Source organism: Ruegeria sp. BB1, assembly GCF_056539465.1.
Genome location: NZ_JBQFVB010000008.1, coordinates 35,158 through 52,004, shown reverse-complemented (window position 1 = coordinate 52,004; position 16,847 = coordinate 35,158). Strand labels below are relative to the sequence as shown.

Below are 16,847 nucleotides of genomic sequence, written 5' to 3'. Positions count from 1 at the left end.
TCGGTTTCTTGTTCGATGGCAGGTCTCCTGACTTGCGGGTCGTTGCGTTGCCGACCTTCCCAGCCTTGCGGCCAGTGGTGTTTCGGCATTGCTCACCGCTTACAGTTGCGGGGGCAGTCGCGGCCTTGGTTCGTTCCGGTATTCCGGGCAGAACCGCACCGTGTTCCCTTTTCATCCCGCCCCGGGGACCGGGGACGAGAACCATCACCCAATCGCTAGCGGGTAGGGGTGGCCTGAGTCAAGCCGCCTTTTGGTGGGGCAAAGTGGACGCGTGGTCATGCGGAAACAGGATTGACTTAGGGTGGCAAAAGATGCCGTTTGGGGTGGTGAACTAATCGGTTCAGATTGAGGGCGCCATGCTGGATACCGCACAAGCTGTTTTAACCGAGGATTTTCAGTTTCCTTCTGGTTCGACCCAACTGTCGGCTCGGCTGTACCTGCCGGTGGCCGAACCTGGGATCGCCGTGGTGATCCACAGCGCCACCGGAGTGCCGCGCGACTATTATCAGCATTTCGCACGCTGGTTGGCTGCGGAACATGGCATGGCCTGTCTGACCTATGATTACAGCGATTTCGGTCAATCGCAGAGCAGGCCATTGAAGTCAGCTCAGGCCACGATGGCGGATTGGGCGCTGATCGACATGCCTGCGGCTCGGGCCGAGATGCGCAGGCGATACCCCGACGCGCAGCACTGGAGCATCGGCCATTCCGTCGGCGGTATGCTGGGGCCGATTCAACCCGATATTGATCAGATCGACCGTATGATCTGCGTCTGCGCCGGGCCGGTGACTGTGTCGGACCATCCCTGGCCTTATCGGGCGTTGGCTTTGCTGTTTTGGTACGGACACGCGCCCCTGGCCGTAAAAGCGCTGGGTTACCTGCCGGGCAAGGCACTGGGATTCGGATCGAACCTGCCTGCCAGCGTCTATTGGCAGTGGCGCCGCTGGTGTACTGCGCCGCGCAACTACCTGCCCGAAATTGGCGTGTCCTTGCCCGAGGCCCGCTGGGCACAGTCAGACACACCAGTGGATCTGTTCAGCTTTGAGGATGACGATCTGGTGCCAAAGAACGCGGTCTGGCGGCTGGCTGATCTGTACGGGCCCAACGCACACCGCCATTTGTTGTCTCCGGGCGAGTTCGGCCTGTCCAAGGTTGGCCATATCGGTGCATTTGCCCGACGCAACGCGGCGGTCTGGCCACGGCTGATTGCCTAGGCCTGTTCGCAACAATTCAATGTCGGGAGTTTAAGTGAGAGGTTGGACATCGACCCAAGCGGGGCTCGTTGTGGCTGCTTCCTTCCGGACCTGACCAGGTTGGCGAGGCGCTCGCCCGCGCCAACCTCTCGGGGTCTGATATAGGCAACGGGCGCTGGAAACACAACCCGTCAGAGCGTCAAACGGAACAGCAAAAAGCCCTCATCGTCTTCTCCGACGACGTGAGGGTCATATTCTTCAAGCTCGGCAATGTGGGTTTGTGCCTTCGGACCGGTTCTTAACAGCGCAGTCGCGCCCTGCATCGGGGCAAAGCCAAATGGATAGGGCGCATACTGCAAGGGATCTTGCGGCAGTGCGCCGGACAGATAGTCCTGCAAGACGCGCTGAACAGGCAGGTTCGGCAGCGCGATGGGCTCGGCCTGATCAACAAAGGGAAAGTGACCCCCGCCATTGGCACGGTAATTGTTCAGCGCGACGACGAACCGTTGATCGGCCGCCATCGGTTGGCCGTCAAAGCGAATGTTGCGAATGCGCCGGTTGACGGGGTCGATCAAGTGACCGCTAGCGTCGAACCGAGCCGGTTGAGAGAGATCAAATTGATAAGTAAGCCCCTGTATAATATCAAAATTATGCCCCGCCCTGTTGATGTCGACCAATGTGGTCTGATGTCCCGGCGTAATCTGGTTGAACACGCCTGCAGACATCTCAAGCCAGTCGCTGATCTGCTCTCCGGTGACAACTACCGCCTGCAGCTCATTGGGAAACGCATACATGTCGTTGACATGGCGCAGGCATATCTGGCCGGGCGGGACGTCGGTGAAAAACCGGGGGCCGGCACGCCCCCCGAACTTTGAAGGCGCGGTCGCGGACAGAACAGGAAAATCCGCAAATGACGTGTCCTGCAGATAGGGCCGCAGGGCTGCTGCCTGGGCCGCGGCGGTCAGAACCAAACCTCTGTCCGGGGCGCAAAAACTGAAATAGCTGTGCAAATGCTTATCGGTCTGGCCAACGGGTTGCGCCGTGCGCCGCCGAGTTTCCGAATGGCCCCGGGCGAAAAGGCGCGCCAAAACAGGGTCTTCCTGGATAGGCTTGGGTGAGCCGTCGGGTTTGGTTGGGCATATCGACCGCAGACTGACGCGATGATCCTGAACGGTCCAATGGCCATTTCCCGCCCTGTCCAATGTCAGGTCGATCACCCCCAGAAATGACCCGGACGCACCGGGCATGACCACCGGCTTTCCGTGAACCAGACCCCGATTTGCATCGACGTGCTCAATCCCGTCATGTGCGTTTCCGGGCAGTGTCAGATGTGAATGCCCGGCAATCAGCGCATCAATTCCTTCGATACCGGCCAGCGGGATGACGGCATTTTCCAAACCCGTTTCCGGTTCTGCCGACCCTATCCCTGTATGCGCCAATGCAAGGATCAAATCGCAACCCTGCGCTTTCAGATTCGTCACTTTTTGTGCGGCGCAGGTCAGGATATCTTCGATGACGACCTTGCCTTGCAGCAAGTGTGCTTCCCATTTGGCTGTCTGCGGTGGCAGGACTGAGAACGCACCAATTTTCAGCGTAACATGTTGATCATAAAATTTTATTTTTCGATTCAAAATCGCATGATCTTGCCAGCAGGAGGGGGCGTCTTGTCGGTGTGCATTGCTGCAAATCACCGGGCACGCAGCATCTGCAATCACACGGCCCAGCGTTTCCAGTCCAAAGCCGAAATCATGATTTCCGAGCCCGATTGCGTCATAAGCCAGCTCGGAAAATGCCTGCATCAGGATGTGTGGTGCGTTTTCGGATTGAACCGCCCATTCCCCCAGTGGCGTGCCTTGCAGTGAATCTCCGTTGTCGCACAGAACCACCAGAGCACCCTGCGCTTCGGCCTCGGACCTGGCTGCGCGGATCAGGCTGGCGGTGCGGGTAAAGCCGATTGAGGGGTCGGGGGTGTCCGAATAATAATCGAAGCCGCATAGATTCATATGCAGATCGGATGTTGCCAGAACCCGTATCTTCAGTGGCGCGCGGGACGGGAGAAGGGGATGTGTCAAATTTCTACTTCTGGCGGTTATATGCTAATCATTTTCTCCAAAAAGTATACTAAATGCAACTTGCATAGCGTGCTTTTAGTCAATTGACGGCTTCAAGTTTTCGGGTGGTGCGAATTGGCATTGCAACATTGGCATTGCAACAAAAGGGCAGCCGTGGCAGCCCTGTGCCGACGACCCAAGGGAAATCCTATGAAACACGCGGAACTGGTGACATTTGGCAGCTCGGGCCTTGATCGCGCGGCGCATATTCGAGGGAATGCAGACCATTTGGCGCAGGTGCGCGCGCATCCGCAAGCGACCTGCCTGTTGCTGTGGCGTGGTAAGCCGCTGGTTCAGGGGGAAGCACTGGACCGCCTGGGGTTGATTCCCATGACCCACGGACTGGTACAAAACGGCCCGGGCGGTAGTATTGAAGAACCTGTATTTCTGGGACTTTCAGACGGTGATCCGGTTTTTGCGCTGGATATCTCGGGCTGGTCCCCCGAGGGGCTGGACATGTCGCAGGTCGGTGCCTTTATCGACCCGTCGGAACAGCAGCACCCGGACCTGCCAACAGGCCATGTCTTTGCTGAGTTGCGCCGGATCATGACCCGACTGTCTGCCCGCGATGCGGAATTGGCTGCGGCCGCCAAGGCCGTTATTGGCTGGCACGAAACGCATCGGTTCTGTGCCCGTTGTGGCGCACCCAGCGAAGTATCCCAAGCTGGATGGCAGCGCAGTTGCGCCGAATGCGGTGGGCAGCATTTTCCGCGCACCGATCCGGTGGTCATTATGCTGATCACCCATGGGGATTCGGTTTTGATGGGGCGATCACCGGGCTGGCCCGAAGGGATGTATTCCCTGCTGGCTGGATTTGTCGAACCCGGAGAAACGCTTGAGGCAGCGGTTCGACGTGAGGTGATGGAAGAGGCAGGCGTGCCGGTTGGCCCGGTCAGCTATCTATCCAGCCAACCCTGGCCATTCCCGGCCTCGCTGATGTTTGGTTGCGCGGGTGAGGCGTTGTCGCGCGAGATCACCATTGATCCGGTGGAAATCGAAGATGCAATGTGGGTCAGCAAGCCCGAGATGATGCAGGCCTTTGCCGGGGAACACCCGGTCCTGCTGCCAGCTCGCAAGGGGGCCATTGCGCATTTCCTGCTGCAAAACTGGCTTGCGGATACGCTGGACTGACAAAATACTAGGCCAATAGACAAGAGACCCACGAACCATCATGCAGTTTACAGCACGCGAAGATATCGAAGCCCCGATCAATGCGGTGTTCGAAATGGTCGCTGACTTTGAGCGGTTCGAACGCATGGCCATGCGCCGGGGGATCGAAGTAAGGCGCATGTCGGGTCATATGGGTGTTGTGCCCGGTACGCAGTGGGAAACCGAGTTCAACCTGCGTGGCAAGCCCCGCCATGTTGCGATTGAGATGGCTGAATGCGACCCGCCTGCCTTGATGCGGTTTCAGGCAGCAAGCAAGGGCATGAACGGGACAACAACTGTCGAGTTTCTGGCCTTGTCGCAGCGCCGCACCCGCTTGAGTGTCGAGATGGCGCTGGCGGCGAAAACTCTGCCGGCCCGGTTGTTGCTGCAGTCACTGAGACTGGGCCAGTCGCGGTTCCGACGACAATTCCAACTGCGGCTCAGCGAGTTCGCGCGCGAGATGGAAGAACGCCATCTGCACGGTTCCTGACAGGAGGCAAATGGACAATCTGATCATCCGACAGGCCGGTTTGGACGACGTCCAAGGCATTTCAGACGTGTTGCATGAAATCACTGCTGCCGGAAAACGCACAAGACCGAGTGACCCGGGCTTTGTACTGACGAACTATGTCGGGCACCCGGATCAGTTGACATGTGACTTGGCACTCAGCGAAAATCGAATTTTGGGGTTCCAGTCCATGAAACGGGCGGTCGCAGCCAATCCTTACGGAGTACAAGTCGGCTGGGGAATCATCGGTACCCACATTCGACCCTCGGCCGCGCGTTGCGGGGTGGGGCGGGCCTTGTTTCAGGCGACACTGAAGGTTGCCAAAGAGCAGGGCATTCCCGCCATCGACGCCACCATTGCGGCAAGTAACGCCGAAGGTTTGGCCTATTACGCCGCAATGGGGTTTATCGATTACAGATCACACGAAGGGGCTGTGTGCAAAGCCTACACAGTTGGATGAAACCAGGCGCTTACCCGCGCGAATGCGCTGCGGGGTAGACGCCCAGTACTTCGACATTGGTGGTGAAATGCTCCAGCTCTTCCATGGCCAGCTGCACGTTGCGGTCTTCGGGGTGTCCGACGATATCGGCATAAAACTGGGTCGCGGTGAATGACCCGTCGACCATATAGCTTTCCAGCTTGGTCATGTTGATACCGTTGGTGGCAAACCCGCCCATCGCTTTGTACAGCGCAGCCGGAATGTTGCGCACCTGAAACACGAAGCTGGTGATCATGCCATGCGGGCCGCGTCGGGACATGTCCGCCTGCCGCGACATCACCAGGAACCGCGTGGTGTTGTTGTCCTGATCTTCGATGTGACGGGCCAGCACGTTCAGCCCATAGATTTCGCCCGCCAGCTCACTGGCCAGGGCCGCAGAATGCAAATCACCTTGCTCCGAGACCTCACGCGCGGCGCGCGCGTTGTCGGGGCTGACGCGGCCGCGAATGTCATGTTCTTTCAGAAAGCCTGCGCATTGCGGCAGTAGAACCAAATGCGAATGCGCCTCGGTGATATCTTCAAGCGTTGCCCCGGGGACAGCTAGCAGATTGATGTGCACGCGTACGAAGGCCTCATCAATGATGTGCAGCCCACTATGGGGCAGCAGGCGGTGAATATCGGCCACCCGGCCATAGGTGGTGTTTTCGACCGGCAGCATCGCCAGATCAGCTTCGCCTGACCGAACCGATTCGATCACATCTTCGAAAGTACGGCAGGGCAGGGCCTCCATATCGGGGCGTGCATTGCGGCAGGCCTCGTGGCTATAGGCGCCTGGTTCTCCCTGAAATGCGATACGATTGCTCATTTGGACGATTCCGTGCAACAAGTTGGTGAATTGGGCGTTTAGTCGCGGTGTCTATACCTTGCCTCTTGCAAGGGGAAGCCTTAGACACCCCGCAGACAGCTGAAATGGACTCGCGATCAATGTTCGACACGATGACAGTTACCAAGGCCGCCGCAGGCCTGTTTGGCACCTTCCTGGTGCTTCTTCTGGCCAAATGGGGTGCCGAAGTTCTTTACCATGCGGATGGGCATGGCGAGACAGCCTCTTACATTATCGAAACCGAAAGCGCTGGTGAAAGCGCCGACGGTGAAGAAGTGGTCTTCGAAGATATGCTGGCCGCCGCCGATCCGGAAAAAGGCGCCCGTGTCTTCCGTAAATGCACCGCCTGCCACAAGCTGGAGGACGGCGCAAACGGTACCGGCCCCTACTTGTACGGTGTCGTAGATCGCCCGGTTGCATCTGCCAACGGCTTCACCGGCTATTCAGCCTCGATGCAGGCCCATGGCGGCAATTGGACTCCCGAAGCGCTGGATGCGTTCCTCGAGCGCCCAAGTGCTTACATCTCGGGTACTTCGATGAGCTTTGCCGGTCTGAAGAAACCGCAAGAGCGCGCCGATCTGATCGCGTATCTGCAGACCATCGGCAACTGATCCTTTGATCAAAGCATGATTTTCAAAGCCGCTGCCTCGCGCAGCGGCTTTTTTTTGCCTAAGAAAAACTTCACAAAGTGTTCACGCATTCTAAACTTGAACCTGACAGTGCTGGTCATTTAGCTGGCGCGAACAAGATAAAAGACACAACGACCCAGAGGATGAGCAAAATGATATCCAATCGACTTACTGCACAGGCGCGCTCGGTGGATATTAAGGGTTGGTCGCACGCTTTGATGTTCGGGTTGATTGTGGTCATGCTGACATCGGCTCAACTTTTTGCGGAAGAAAAGGTAATCAAAAGCCACGGATTCTCGGAATTCGGCGATCTGAAATACCCCGAAGGTTTTGCTCATTTCGACTATGTGAACCCCGACGCTCCGCGCGGGGGAGAGCTATCTTATGCGGCGCAGGGCACGTTCTCTAGCTTAAACCCGTTTACGCGGAAAGGGCGCGCGGGTGCGCGGTCTGCTGACCAATACGAAACCCTGCTGGTTCCATCCTATGATGAGCCCGCGGCCTATTACGGGTTGTTGGCCGAAAGCCTGGAATACCCGGAAAGTCAGGATTGGGTTATTTTCAACATGCGGCCCGAGGCCCGGTTTTCCGACGGCAGCCCCGTGACCGCCGAGGATGTTGTGTTTTCCCACAATCTGCTGCTGGATCAGGGGCTGAAATCTTATGCAGATGCGGTGCGCAAACGTATCCCACGCGCCGAGGCACTGGATGAGCATAGGGTCAAATTCTATTTCGCACCGGATATCTCGCGCCGGGCATTGATCTCGCAGGTGGGCGGAACGCCGGTGTTTTCCAAAGCCTGGTTCGAAGCAGACCCGGAAAACCGGCGTCTGGATGAACCGCGTTTGGTTCAGGGGGTTGGATCGGCCCCCTATGTTCTGGACAGCTATGACATCAACCGGCGCATTATTTACAAGCGCAACCCCGATTATTGGGGCGATCACGTGAACGTAAACGTGGGTCGCAACAACTATGACACCATCCGGATCGAGTACTTCAGTGACTCGATTGCCGCGATGGAGGGATTCAAGGCAGGCACGTTCACGTTGCGGCAGGAAAACAACTCTAAAAGCTGGGCGACCGCCTATGATTTTCCGGCCATTGCGAACGGCTGGGTCATTCGGGACGAGTTGGCGAATGGAAACGTGCCATCTGCGTCGGGCTTCATCATGAATCTTGATCGCCCACAGTTGCAGGATCCGCGTGTTCGCGAAGCCATCCAGCTTGGTTATAATTTCGAATGGACCAACGAAAGCCTGCAATACGGGTTGTTCCAACAGCGCAGTTCGTTCTGGGAAGGCACGCACCTTGAGGCGACTGGCCTGCCCGAAGGGCGTGAATTGGAGGTGCTGCAAAGCCTCGGCGATGCGTTGGACCCGGACGTTCTGACCGAGGAACCGGTCAGCGCCCATGAATCGCGCCCGGCGCGTCAGAACGACCGTCGCAACCTGCGCGCGGCGATGAAGCTGTTGGACGAGGCCGGTTGGCTGGTTGGTGATGACGGCATTCGCCGGAACGAAAAGGGCGAAGTGTTGTCGATCGAGTTTTTGTCGGACCAGCCGACGCTGGACCGCATTGTTCAGCCCTTTGTCGACAACCTGCGGGCAATGGGTATCGACGCGCTGTATAACCGGGTGGACAATGCCCAGTTCACGCTGCGCCGCCGGGATCGGGATTTTGACATGATCGTCGGCGGGTATCCGAAATCACTGCAGCCTTCGACTGGTCTGTATCAGCAATTCGGGACCGAGGCGGCCTCGTATTCCGTATTCAACCCGTCGGGTGCGCATGGTCCCGATATTGAACCATTGATCGACAACATCGTTGCCGCCACCGAAAGCGAGGAGCTTTTCGCCAATGTCCGCGCGTTGGACCGTGTTCTGAGGGCTAAGCGGATCATGGTTCCGACATGGTATCTGGGCAAATATTGGGTCGCGTATTGGGACATGTACGAATACCCGGAAAACCTGCCACCCTATGCGTTGGGCGTGGAAGACCTGTGGTGGATCAACGCCGAGAAAGAAGCCGAGTTGAAATCCTCGGGCGCGTTGAGGTAATCCGCCCCCATGGGAGCATATATTCTAAGACGCCTGTTGCTGGTCATCCCCACATTGCTTGGGATCATGATCGTCAATTTCACGCTGGTTCAGTTTGTCCCCGGTGGTCCGATTGAACAGATGATCGCCCAGATGCAAGGGGGCGGTGACGTGTTCGAAGGCATCGCAGGCGGCGGCAGCGATATCGAGCAGCAAACCAGCAGCGTGAATGACCGCTATATCGGCGCGCGCGGATTGCCGCCCGAATTTATCGAAGAGTTGGAAAAGGAATTTGGATTCGACAAACCTCCGGTCGAACGGTTCCTTGACATGTTGGGCAACTACATGACGTTGGACTTCGGCGAGAGTTATTTTCGCTCGATCAGCGTGATTGATCTAGTGCTGGAAAAAATGCCCGTTTCAATCTCGCTGGGCCTGTGGTCCACATTGATTGCCTATCTGGTGTCGATCCCGCTGGGTATTCGCAAGGCGGTCAAGGATGGTTCAAAGTTCGATACCTGGACCAGTGGCACCATCATTGTGGCCTATGCCATTCCCGGCTTCCTGTTTGCGATCCTGCTGCTGGTGCTGTTTGCCGGTGGGTCCTACTGGCAAATCTTCCCGCTGCGGGGGCTGACCTCGGACAATTGGGACAGCCTTAGCCTGATCGGCAAGATCGCGGATTATTTCTGGCACATCACACTACCGGTCATTGCCCTGACGATTTCCGCCTTTGCGACGCTGACGCTGCTGACCAAAAACTCGTTTCTGGATGAGATCAAAAAGCAATATGTCATGACCGCTCGCGCAAAAGGTTTGAGCGAGGGCCGGGTGCTGTATGGCCACGTGTTCCGCAATGCCATGCTGATCGTGATCGCAGGCTTTCCGGCGGTGTTCATTGGCGTCTTCTTCGGAAGTTCGATCATTATCGAGACGATCTTCTCACTCGATGGTCTGGGCCGTCTGGGGTTCGAGGCAGCAGTCGCACGCGACTACCCGGTAATCTTTGGCACGCTGTTCATCTTTGGCCTGATGGGTCTTGTCGTCGGTATCGTCAGCGATCTGATGTATGTGCTGGTTGACCCGCGCATCGATTTCGAAAAGCGGGAGGGGTAAATGGCGCTTTCCCCCCTCAATCAGCGCCGGTGGCGTAATTTCCGGCGCAATGGCCGGGCTTTTTGGTCGCTGATCATCTTCTCGGTACTGTTCGGTATCTCGCTGTTTGCCGAGTTCATCGCGAACGACAAGCCGATCCTGGTGAAATACCGGGGTGAGTTTTACACGCCGATCTTCAATTTTTACCCGGAAACTGAATTCGGCGGGGATTTCCAAACCGAAGCAATCTATCGCGATCCCGAGGTGCAGTGTCTGATCGACAGCGGCGGGCTTGAAGAGTGTTTCGACGATCCCGAAGGGATCATTGACGAAATCAAAGACGGGACCTTTCAGGCCGAGGGGTTTGAACGCGGTTGGGCGATCTGGCCGCTGATTCCATACTCCTTCAACACCAGTGTGGATCGTCCGGGGGCCGCACCGCTGCCGCCCAATGGGCAGAACCTGTTGGGAACCGATGACACCAAGCGCGATGTGTTGGCTCGGGTCATCTATGGCTTCCGCTTGTCGATCCTGTTCACATTGATGGTCACAGGGGCCGCCAGCCTGATTGGCATTTTCGCCGGTGCAATTCAGGGCTTTTTCGGCGGCTGGTTGGATTTGGTCTTTCAGCGCATCATCGAGATCTGGTCGGCCACCCCTTCGCTGTACGTGATCATCATCATGTTCGCCATTCTGGGTCGAAGTTTCTGGCTGCTGGTGGCGTTGATGATCCTGTTCAGTTGGACCGGATTAGTCGGCGTTGTCCGGGCCGAATTCCTGCGCGCGCGCAATCTGGAATATGTCCGCGCGGCACGGGCGTTGGGCGTGGGCAACATGACGATCATGTTCCGCCACATGCTGCCCAACGCGATGGTTGCGACGCTGACATTCATGCCCTTCATCGTCACTGGCACCATTGGCGGATTGGCCTCGCTGGATTTCTTGGGCTTTGGCTTGCCGTCTTCGGCGCCGTCGCTGGGGGAATTGACCTTGCAGGCGAAACAGAACCTGCAGGCACCTTGGCTGGCCTTCACTGCGTTCTTCACCTTTGCCATCATGTTGTCGCTGCTGGTCTTCATCTTTGAAGGCGTTCGCGATGCGTTTGACCCCAGAAAGACCTTCTCATGAGCCTTTTGGATGTGAAAAATCTCAAGGTCTCGTTCAAGCAGGACGGGCAGGTGAGCGCGGCGGTCAAAGGTGTTTCGTTCACCGTGGACCGGGGGGAAACCGTCGCACTTGTGGGGGAATCCGGATCAGGCAAGTCGGTTACGGCATTGTCCACCGTGTCGTTGCTGGGGGACAGTGCTATCGTCGAAGGTTCGGTCACCTATGACGGTGATGAGATGATCGGCGCCTCGCAAGACAAGCTGATGGACGTGCGCGGCAATGATATCAGCTTTATTTTTCAAGAGCCGATGACCTCGTTGAACCCGCTGCACACAATCCAAAAGCAGATGGCAGAATCGCTGGCCCTGCACCAGGGTCTGAGCGGAGATGCGGCACGCACACGTATTGTCGAACTGCTGACCAAGGTGGGGATTCGTGATCCGCAGGATCGGTTGGACAGCTATCCACACCAGTTGTCCGGCGGGCAGCGGCAGCGGGTCATGATCGCAATGGCGCTGGCCAACAAGCCCGACATTCTGATCGCGGATGAACCGACAACTGCCCTGGACGTGACCATTCAGGCTCAGATTCTGGAGTTGTTGGCCGAGCTGCAAAAGTCAGAGAATATGGGGATGCTGTTCATCACCCATGATCTGGGAATTGTGCGGCGCATCGCCGACCGGGTTTGCGTGATGAAGGATGGTGAGATCGTCGAGACCGGCGCCACTGCCGAGATCTTCAACAACCCGCAGCACCCCTATACGCAGAAACTGCTGGGGGCCGAGCCCTCGGGTCATCCCGACCCCGTCGCCCCCGAGGCCGAAGAGGTCGCCCGTACCGATCACCTGAAGGTCTGGTTCCCGATCCAGCGCGGGTTTTTGAAACGGACCGTGGGCCATGTGAAGGCAGTGAACGACGCCACGCTTAGCGTGCGCGCGGGCGAGACGGTAGGCATTGTCGGTGAAAGCGGGTCTGGTAAGACGACGCTGGCGCTGGCGATCATGCGCCTGATTGCGTCCGAAGGCGCCATCACTTTCCGCGAACAGGACGTGCGCCGCTGGTCCACGCGAGAGTTGCGGCGGTTGCGCAAAGACATGCAGATCGTGTTCCAGGACCCGTTTGGCAGCCTTAGCCCGCGGATGACCTGCATGCAGATCATTGCCGAGGGCTTGGCGATCCATAAGGTCGACCCCCACCGTGCCCCGCGCGAATTGGTGGCCGAGGTGATGACCGAAGTGGGGTTGGACCCGGCGGCAATGGACCGATACCCGCATGAATTCTCGGGCGGACAGCGTCAGCGTATCGCGATAGCACGCGCCATGGTGTTGCGGCCCAAGCTACTGGTACTGGACGAACCGACCAGCGCGCTGGACATGACGGTGCAGGTGCAGATCGTTGATCTTTTGCGCAATCTTCAGCGGAAATACGGGCTGGCCTATCTGTTCATCAGCCACGACCTGAAGGTGGTCCGGGCGATGTCTCACAAGGTGATTGTCATGCGGAACGGAGATGTCATCGAAATGGGTGCGGCTGAAGATTTGTTCGAAAATGCTCAGACAGATTATACCCGTGAACTGATTGCGGCAGCGGGGTAGGGTGAGTTCCTACCCGCGCGGCAAAGGGTTATAGACCCAGATCTTTCTTCAATTTGTTGAACTTTCTCTGGTGCGGGTTGCCTCTGACTTGCGATCGGATACTGTGGCGATACCAGTTTGACTTCTCAGGGATAAACCTCTCCCAGATTGTTCCGTCCGGGGCTGTCACAAACTCCCAACATTCTTCGAAACGTTTGTATTGCCTCGCCCCGTTTTCGAACCAGTACCAGTCAGTCTCGTTACACAGTTTACCTCTGTTTGTGACGTACCATCGCCCAATGCCAACGGCGCCTTCTTTTTGCCCTATCCCCTGTAAGGTGCCGTTAGGAGCCCAATAGAACGACCCTCCAAGTCTCCAATTTGTTGTCTTGCCGGAATAGAGCTGAGCTATCGTTTGTGGGTCAGTGCGTTTTGCGCCTTTGGGTTTCCCCTTGGCAAGGCTTTCCCCGGCAGCCAGAAAAATGGCCGCGACTACAAATGTCGTCAGGACGGTTGTTGAATACGCCATAACTGCGGCTCCTCTTTAAATAACAAACCTGAAATGCGGGGCGGCCCTCCTGTGTATTCTCTGACCGGGGTGCCGGTCAGAGGTTTTTTGAGAATTTCACTGTGCGTTGGCGGCCTCGCGCGCTGCACTTTTCGGAAGTGGTCCGCGCAGCTCTTCATAGTGATCAAAGTTCAGCTTGACCCAACCGGTGCCACGTGTGGCACTGGCGAGGGTTCGGTGCAACTCGTCCTCGGCCACGGCGGGCAATTGGGCGTTGAAGATCTCCCAGCCTGAGGCGTTGGGATTACCTTCAAAGCCCAGAACCTGGCCTTGCAGCGAACTTATGGTCGGAACCAGATCGCCTACAAAATCCGACGGCAGGTGGATTTCGGCACTCAGGATCGGCTGCAGGACCACTGGTTTGGCCTGTGGCAGGGCTTCACGCACAGCATTCTTGCCTGCGGTACGGAAGGCATAGTCCGAGCTGTCCACGTTGTGGTGCTTGCCATCGCTAAGCGTGACTTTCACATCCACCACTGGAAAGCCCTCGGGCCCCTGCACCAACGCATCCTTGGCGCCGTGTTCGACCGATGGAATATAGTTCTTGGGCACCGCGCCCCCCTTTACGATTTCCTCGAACTGGAACCCCGAACCCCGCGGCATTGGCGCAACCGAGATTACTACGTCTGCGAACTGTCCAGCCCCACCAGATTGTTTGCGGTGGCGGTGACGGTGTTCGACGGGTGCGCGAATGGTTTCGCGATAAGCGGTCTCGACCGCGTCGGCAGTAATCTCGATCCCGAAATCCTCATCTAGTTTGGCGGTGACACGACGCATGTGTTGCGGACCTTGTGAACCCAGAATTGCATGACCGCTAAGTTCGTCCTGTTCCAAATGCAGGCCGGGGTCGATCTCGACCAGACGGGTTAGTGCGTTAGACAGGCGCACGTCGTCTCGCTCATGGGTGGGCGACACGATCTGACGATGCGCTGCCGGGTGGGAGCCGGCCCATTCGGGCAGAGGGGTCGCCGAAGAACTGTCATAGAGATTGCCGGGATTTAGGTGATCGGATTTCACGGCGAGCCCAATTTGCCCAGCTGGTAGCTCGGCAATCTGTGTCTTGGCGTCCAGCGTAGTCAGGTTGCCGACGGTTTCGCCGCCCAGATTCTCATGCGCTTTCACACCTGCGCCCAGCCCGCGCAGAACGACGATCTTGCCGATATGTTTTTTTACATCCGCGAAGCCAGCGATCGCGCGGGCGTTTTCTGCCGCTTCGTCGCGCCCGGCGGCTATGTCAAACTCCGGGGCCTCGTGCCGCAGGGCTTTCATCAAACGAGTCAGCCCGTTTCCATGGCTGGCCGCGCCCAAACAGGCGGGTATCAACTGGTGGTTCTGCAGCACTTGTGCGGCCAGATCGTAAACCTCGGCGCTGGGCGGTTGCTTGTCTTCGATCAATTGCTCAAGCAAGTTGTCGTCGAAATCTGACAAGGTTTCCAACAATTCCGTGCGGGCCTCCTGTTCGCGGTCCTCGACCGATTGCGGCAATTCGATCAGGGCTGAGGGCTGGCCTTCCTGATATTTCCAAGCCCGCTCCGAGATCAGATCAACCGCACCGACGATCGTGTCGCCCTCGCGGATCGGCACCTGGCGCAGGGCGATGTGGTGGGTGCAATAGGTCTGCAACGCCGCAATGATGTCGCGAATCCGGCCATTGGGGTTGTCCATACGGTTGATGAACAGGAAGCAGGGAATGCCAGCCTCTTCGACCAGTCGCAGATATGGGGCGCACAGAACGGCGGCCTGCGGGTCGGGCGGCACGACCACCACGGCGGCGTCCGAGATTGCCATGGCAGGGCCGACATAGGCCAGATTATCGCCGCCGCCATCGACATCAATGGCGCACCAGGGTTCGTCTAAATAAGAAAAACCGTGCAAATGCACGGTTCCGGATACGTCGAATGTGGTGGACCGGCCGTCGAGGCGGCTGATGGCCTCGACCAGAGTGGTTTTGCCCGATTGGCTGGGGCCGAGGACGGTGAAAACGCGCATGGGTGCTGTCCCTCTTTCAAATTGCAGATCGGCTGCACGAAAGGGATAGCCTTACGCAAATGCGTTGGCGCGAACTGTCTGGTATTGGGCCTGCCTCGGGTGCGGGCGGGTTCCGCCCGCCCTGCAAGTGTGGAAAAAACCGACCCGCCGCGTCAAGCCCTGACCTGCCTTGATGTCAGATTGCCGAACTGTGGCCGGCCAAGCTCAGGTCATAGGCGTCAAAGCTGCGGGCAATCATGCGGGTCAGCGGCCGGGCCTCGGGCGGGATGAACAAGCCATCTTCGGTGATCCGCAGCAGGCCGTCAAAGGCTGTATTGGCAGCCTGATACATAGCCTGCAACTCTGGCCCGGTGATGTCGTGATTGCCCAGAACCTCGGCTGTATTGATCTGGAAATCGCACATCAGCGCTTCGATCAGCCGGGCGCGCAGAACGTCCTGCCCTTTGAACAAGTGCCCGCGTGAGGTCGAGAACCGCCCTTCGCGAATCGCCTTGGTATGGGCAGATGTTGCGGGCGCATTCTGGGCATAGCCTTGCGGAAAGCGCGAGATAGAGCTGGCACCAACCCCGATCAGAACCTCGGCCTGATCGTCGGTATAGCCCTGGAAGTTCCGCTTTAACCGCCCGGCCTTGAGCGCATGGGTCAGGCCGTCATCCTGCGTGGCGAAATGGTCAATGCCGATCTCGGCATAGTCATCCCACATGAACAGGCGGCGGGCGGTGTCGAACAGATCAAGACGTTCTTCGGGGGTCGGCAGGGCATCTGAGGGGATCAGTTGCTGCCGCTTGGCCATCCATGGCACATGGGCATAACCGTATAGCGCGACACGATCCGGGCTGAGCGACAGAAGTTTCTGCACGCTTTCCGTCATCCGCAATTTGGTCTGGTGCGGCAGGCCATACAGGATATCCGCATTCAGGCTGCTGATCCCACGGGCGCGGATCATGTCCACGGCTTTGCGTGTGACGTCATAGCTTTGGATACGCCCGATGGTCTTCTGAATTTCGTCGTCGAAATCCTGCACCCCGATTGAGGCGCGGTTCATCCCGGCCTCGGCCAATGCGTCCAGACGGGCCTCATCAATCTCGTTCGGGTCGATCTCGACCGAGAACTCGGCATTCGGGCCCAGCGGTACGACATCCAGAATCCGCGCGGCCAGATCCCGCATCAGATCGGGGTTCAATAGGGTTGGCGTGCCGCCACCCCAATGCAGGCGCGACAGGGTAATGCCCTCAGGCAGGCGTTCAGCCAGCAGGTCAAGCTCGGCTTTCAGAACGTCCACATAGGCAATCACCGGGTTGTCGGTTTGGGTGCCTTGCGTGCGGCAGGCGCAGAACCAGCACAGCCTGCGGCAGAACGGGACATGGATGTACAACGACACCTCGCTGCCCGGCTTCAGGCCGGAAATCCAGTCGGAATAAAGGCTTGACCCCACGTCATTGCTGAAGTGGGGGGCGGTGGGATAGCTTGTATAACGCGGGACTTTCGCGTCAAATAGTCCAAGCTTGGCCAATTGTGGTTTCACTATCATGGCGATAGCTTTAAGGGACGGACCGTCTAGATGCT

The 16,847-nt window shown here is 57.8% G+C and carries 14 protein-coding genes, 1 other RNA gene and 1 riboswitch; of the genes, 9 read left to right on the top strand and 6 right to left on the bottom strand.

Features of this window, described 5'->3' with window-relative positions:
* Positions 1 to 221, bottom strand: a riboswitch (cobalamin riboswitch).
* Positions 222 to 356: 135 nt separating this feature from the next.
* Positions 357 to 1,214: an alpha/beta hydrolase family protein gene (locus ACR0AL_RS16145; RefSeq protein ID WP_480663830.1), complete on the top strand. Its 858-nt coding sequence runs from the start codon at positions 357 to 359 to the stop codon at positions 1,212 to 1,214.
* A gap of 32 nt (positions 1,215 to 1,246) precedes the next feature.
* On the opposite strand, the gene ffs is transcribed toward ACR0AL_RS16145, so the two are convergent.
* An RNA gene (gene ffs, locus ACR0AL_RS16140) (signal recognition particle sRNA small type) lies at positions 1,247 to 1,345 on the bottom strand.
* Positions 1,346 to 1,384: 39 nt separating this feature from the next.
* Complete coding sequence (locus ACR0AL_RS16135; RefSeq protein WP_480663828.1) at positions 1,385 to 3,265, bottom strand: bifunctional 2',3'-cyclic-nucleotide 2'-phosphodiesterase/3'-nucleotidase; 1,881 nt, start codon at positions 3,263 to 3,265, stop codon at positions 1,385 to 1,387.
* A gap of 189 nt (positions 3,266 to 3,454) precedes the next feature.
* Between ACR0AL_RS16135 and nudC the strand changes: the two genes are divergently transcribed.
* Genes nudC through ACR0AL_RS16120 form a run of 3 tightly spaced genes read left to right on the top strand, consistent with a single transcriptional unit; the run spans position 3,455 to position 5,421 of the window.
* Positions 3,455 to 4,435, top strand: a complete 981-nt coding sequence (nudC, locus tag ACR0AL_RS16130; protein WP_170413785.1) for an NAD(+) diphosphatase — start codon at positions 3,455 to 3,457, stop codon at positions 4,433 to 4,435.
* 40 nt (positions 4,436 to 4,475) lie between these two features.
* Positions 4,476 to 4,943 carry an SRPBCC family protein gene (locus tag ACR0AL_RS16125; protein ID WP_170350991.1) on the top strand — a complete coding sequence of 156 codons (468 nt, stop codon included), beginning with the start codon at positions 4,476 to 4,478 and terminating at the stop codon, positions 4,941 to 4,943.
* Positions 4,944 to 4,953: 10 nt separating this feature from the next.
* Positions 4,954 to 5,421 carry an N-acetyltransferase family protein gene (locus ACR0AL_RS16120; protein WP_480663826.1) on the top strand — a complete coding sequence of 156 codons (468 nt, stop codon included), beginning with the start codon at positions 4,954 to 4,956 and terminating at the stop codon, positions 5,419 to 5,421.
* 10 nt (positions 5,422 to 5,431) lie between these two features.
* Here the strand turns inward: ACR0AL_RS16120 and ACR0AL_RS16115 are convergent, their stop codons facing one another.
* Positions 5,432 to 6,265 (bottom strand): prephenate dehydratase, encoded by an 834-nt coding sequence (locus ACR0AL_RS16115; protein ID WP_170350990.1) that lies wholly within the window; start codon positions 6,263 to 6,265, stop codon positions 5,432 to 5,434.
* Positions 6,266 to 6,384: 119 nt separating this feature from the next.
* On the opposite strand from ACR0AL_RS16115, the gene ACR0AL_RS16110 reads away from it, so the two are divergent.
* The 5 genes from ACR0AL_RS16110 to ACR0AL_RS16090 all read left to right on the top strand — a co-directional run bounded on the left by ACR0AL_RS16110 (position 6,385) and on the right by ACR0AL_RS16090 (position 12,745).
* The gene (locus ACR0AL_RS16110; RefSeq protein ID WP_170351131.1) at positions 6,385 to 6,894 is read left to right on the top strand and encodes a c-type cytochrome; all 510 of its coding nucleotides are present in this window, start codon (positions 6,385 to 6,387) and stop codon (positions 6,892 to 6,894) included.
* Positions 6,895 to 7,130: 236 nt separating this feature from the next.
* Positions 7,131 to 8,969, top strand: coding sequence for an extracellular solute-binding protein (locus ACR0AL_RS16105; RefSeq protein ID WP_480663956.1), 1,839 nt, complete (start codon positions 7,131 to 7,133; stop codon positions 8,967 to 8,969).
* Positions 8,970 to 8,978: 9 nt separating this feature from the next.
* Complete coding sequence (locus ACR0AL_RS16100; RefSeq protein ID WP_170350988.1) at positions 8,979 to 10,064, top strand: microcin C ABC transporter permease YejB; 1,086 nt, start codon at positions 8,979 to 8,981, stop codon at positions 10,062 to 10,064.
* On the top strand, positions 10,065 to 11,171 hold the full coding sequence (locus ACR0AL_RS16095; RefSeq protein WP_170350987.1) for an ABC transporter permease: 1,107 nt from the start codon (positions 10,065 to 10,067) through the stop codon (positions 11,169 to 11,171).
* Positions 11,168 to 12,745 (top strand): ABC transporter ATP-binding protein, encoded by a 1,578-nt coding sequence (locus ACR0AL_RS16090; protein ID WP_170350986.1) that lies wholly within the window; start codon positions 11,168 to 11,170, stop codon positions 12,743 to 12,745. Before ACR0AL_RS16095 ends, ACR0AL_RS16090 begins: the two co-directional genes overlap by 4 nt.
* A gap of 28 nt (positions 12,746 to 12,773) precedes the next feature.
* On the opposite strand, the gene ACR0AL_RS16085 is transcribed toward ACR0AL_RS16090, so the two are convergent.
* From ACR0AL_RS16085 to hemN, 3 genes are all read right to left on the bottom strand, one after another.
* Complete coding sequence (locus ACR0AL_RS16085) at positions 12,774 to 13,253, bottom strand: DUF995 domain-containing protein (RefSeq protein ID WP_170350985.1); 480 nt, start codon at positions 13,251 to 13,253, stop codon at positions 12,774 to 12,776.
* 96 nt (positions 13,254 to 13,349) lie between these two features.
* Entirely contained in the window at positions 13,350 to 15,281 is a 1,932-nt protein-coding gene (locus ACR0AL_RS16080) for an elongation factor G (protein WP_480663824.1), read from the bottom strand.
* Positions 15,282 to 15,456: 175 nt separating this feature from the next.
* Complete coding sequence (gene hemN / locus ACR0AL_RS16075) at positions 15,457 to 16,812, bottom strand: oxygen-independent coproporphyrinogen III oxidase (RefSeq protein WP_170350983.1); 1,356 nt, start codon at positions 16,810 to 16,812, stop codon at positions 15,457 to 15,459.
* Between the last annotated feature and the right edge of the window lie 35 nt (positions 16,813 to 16,847).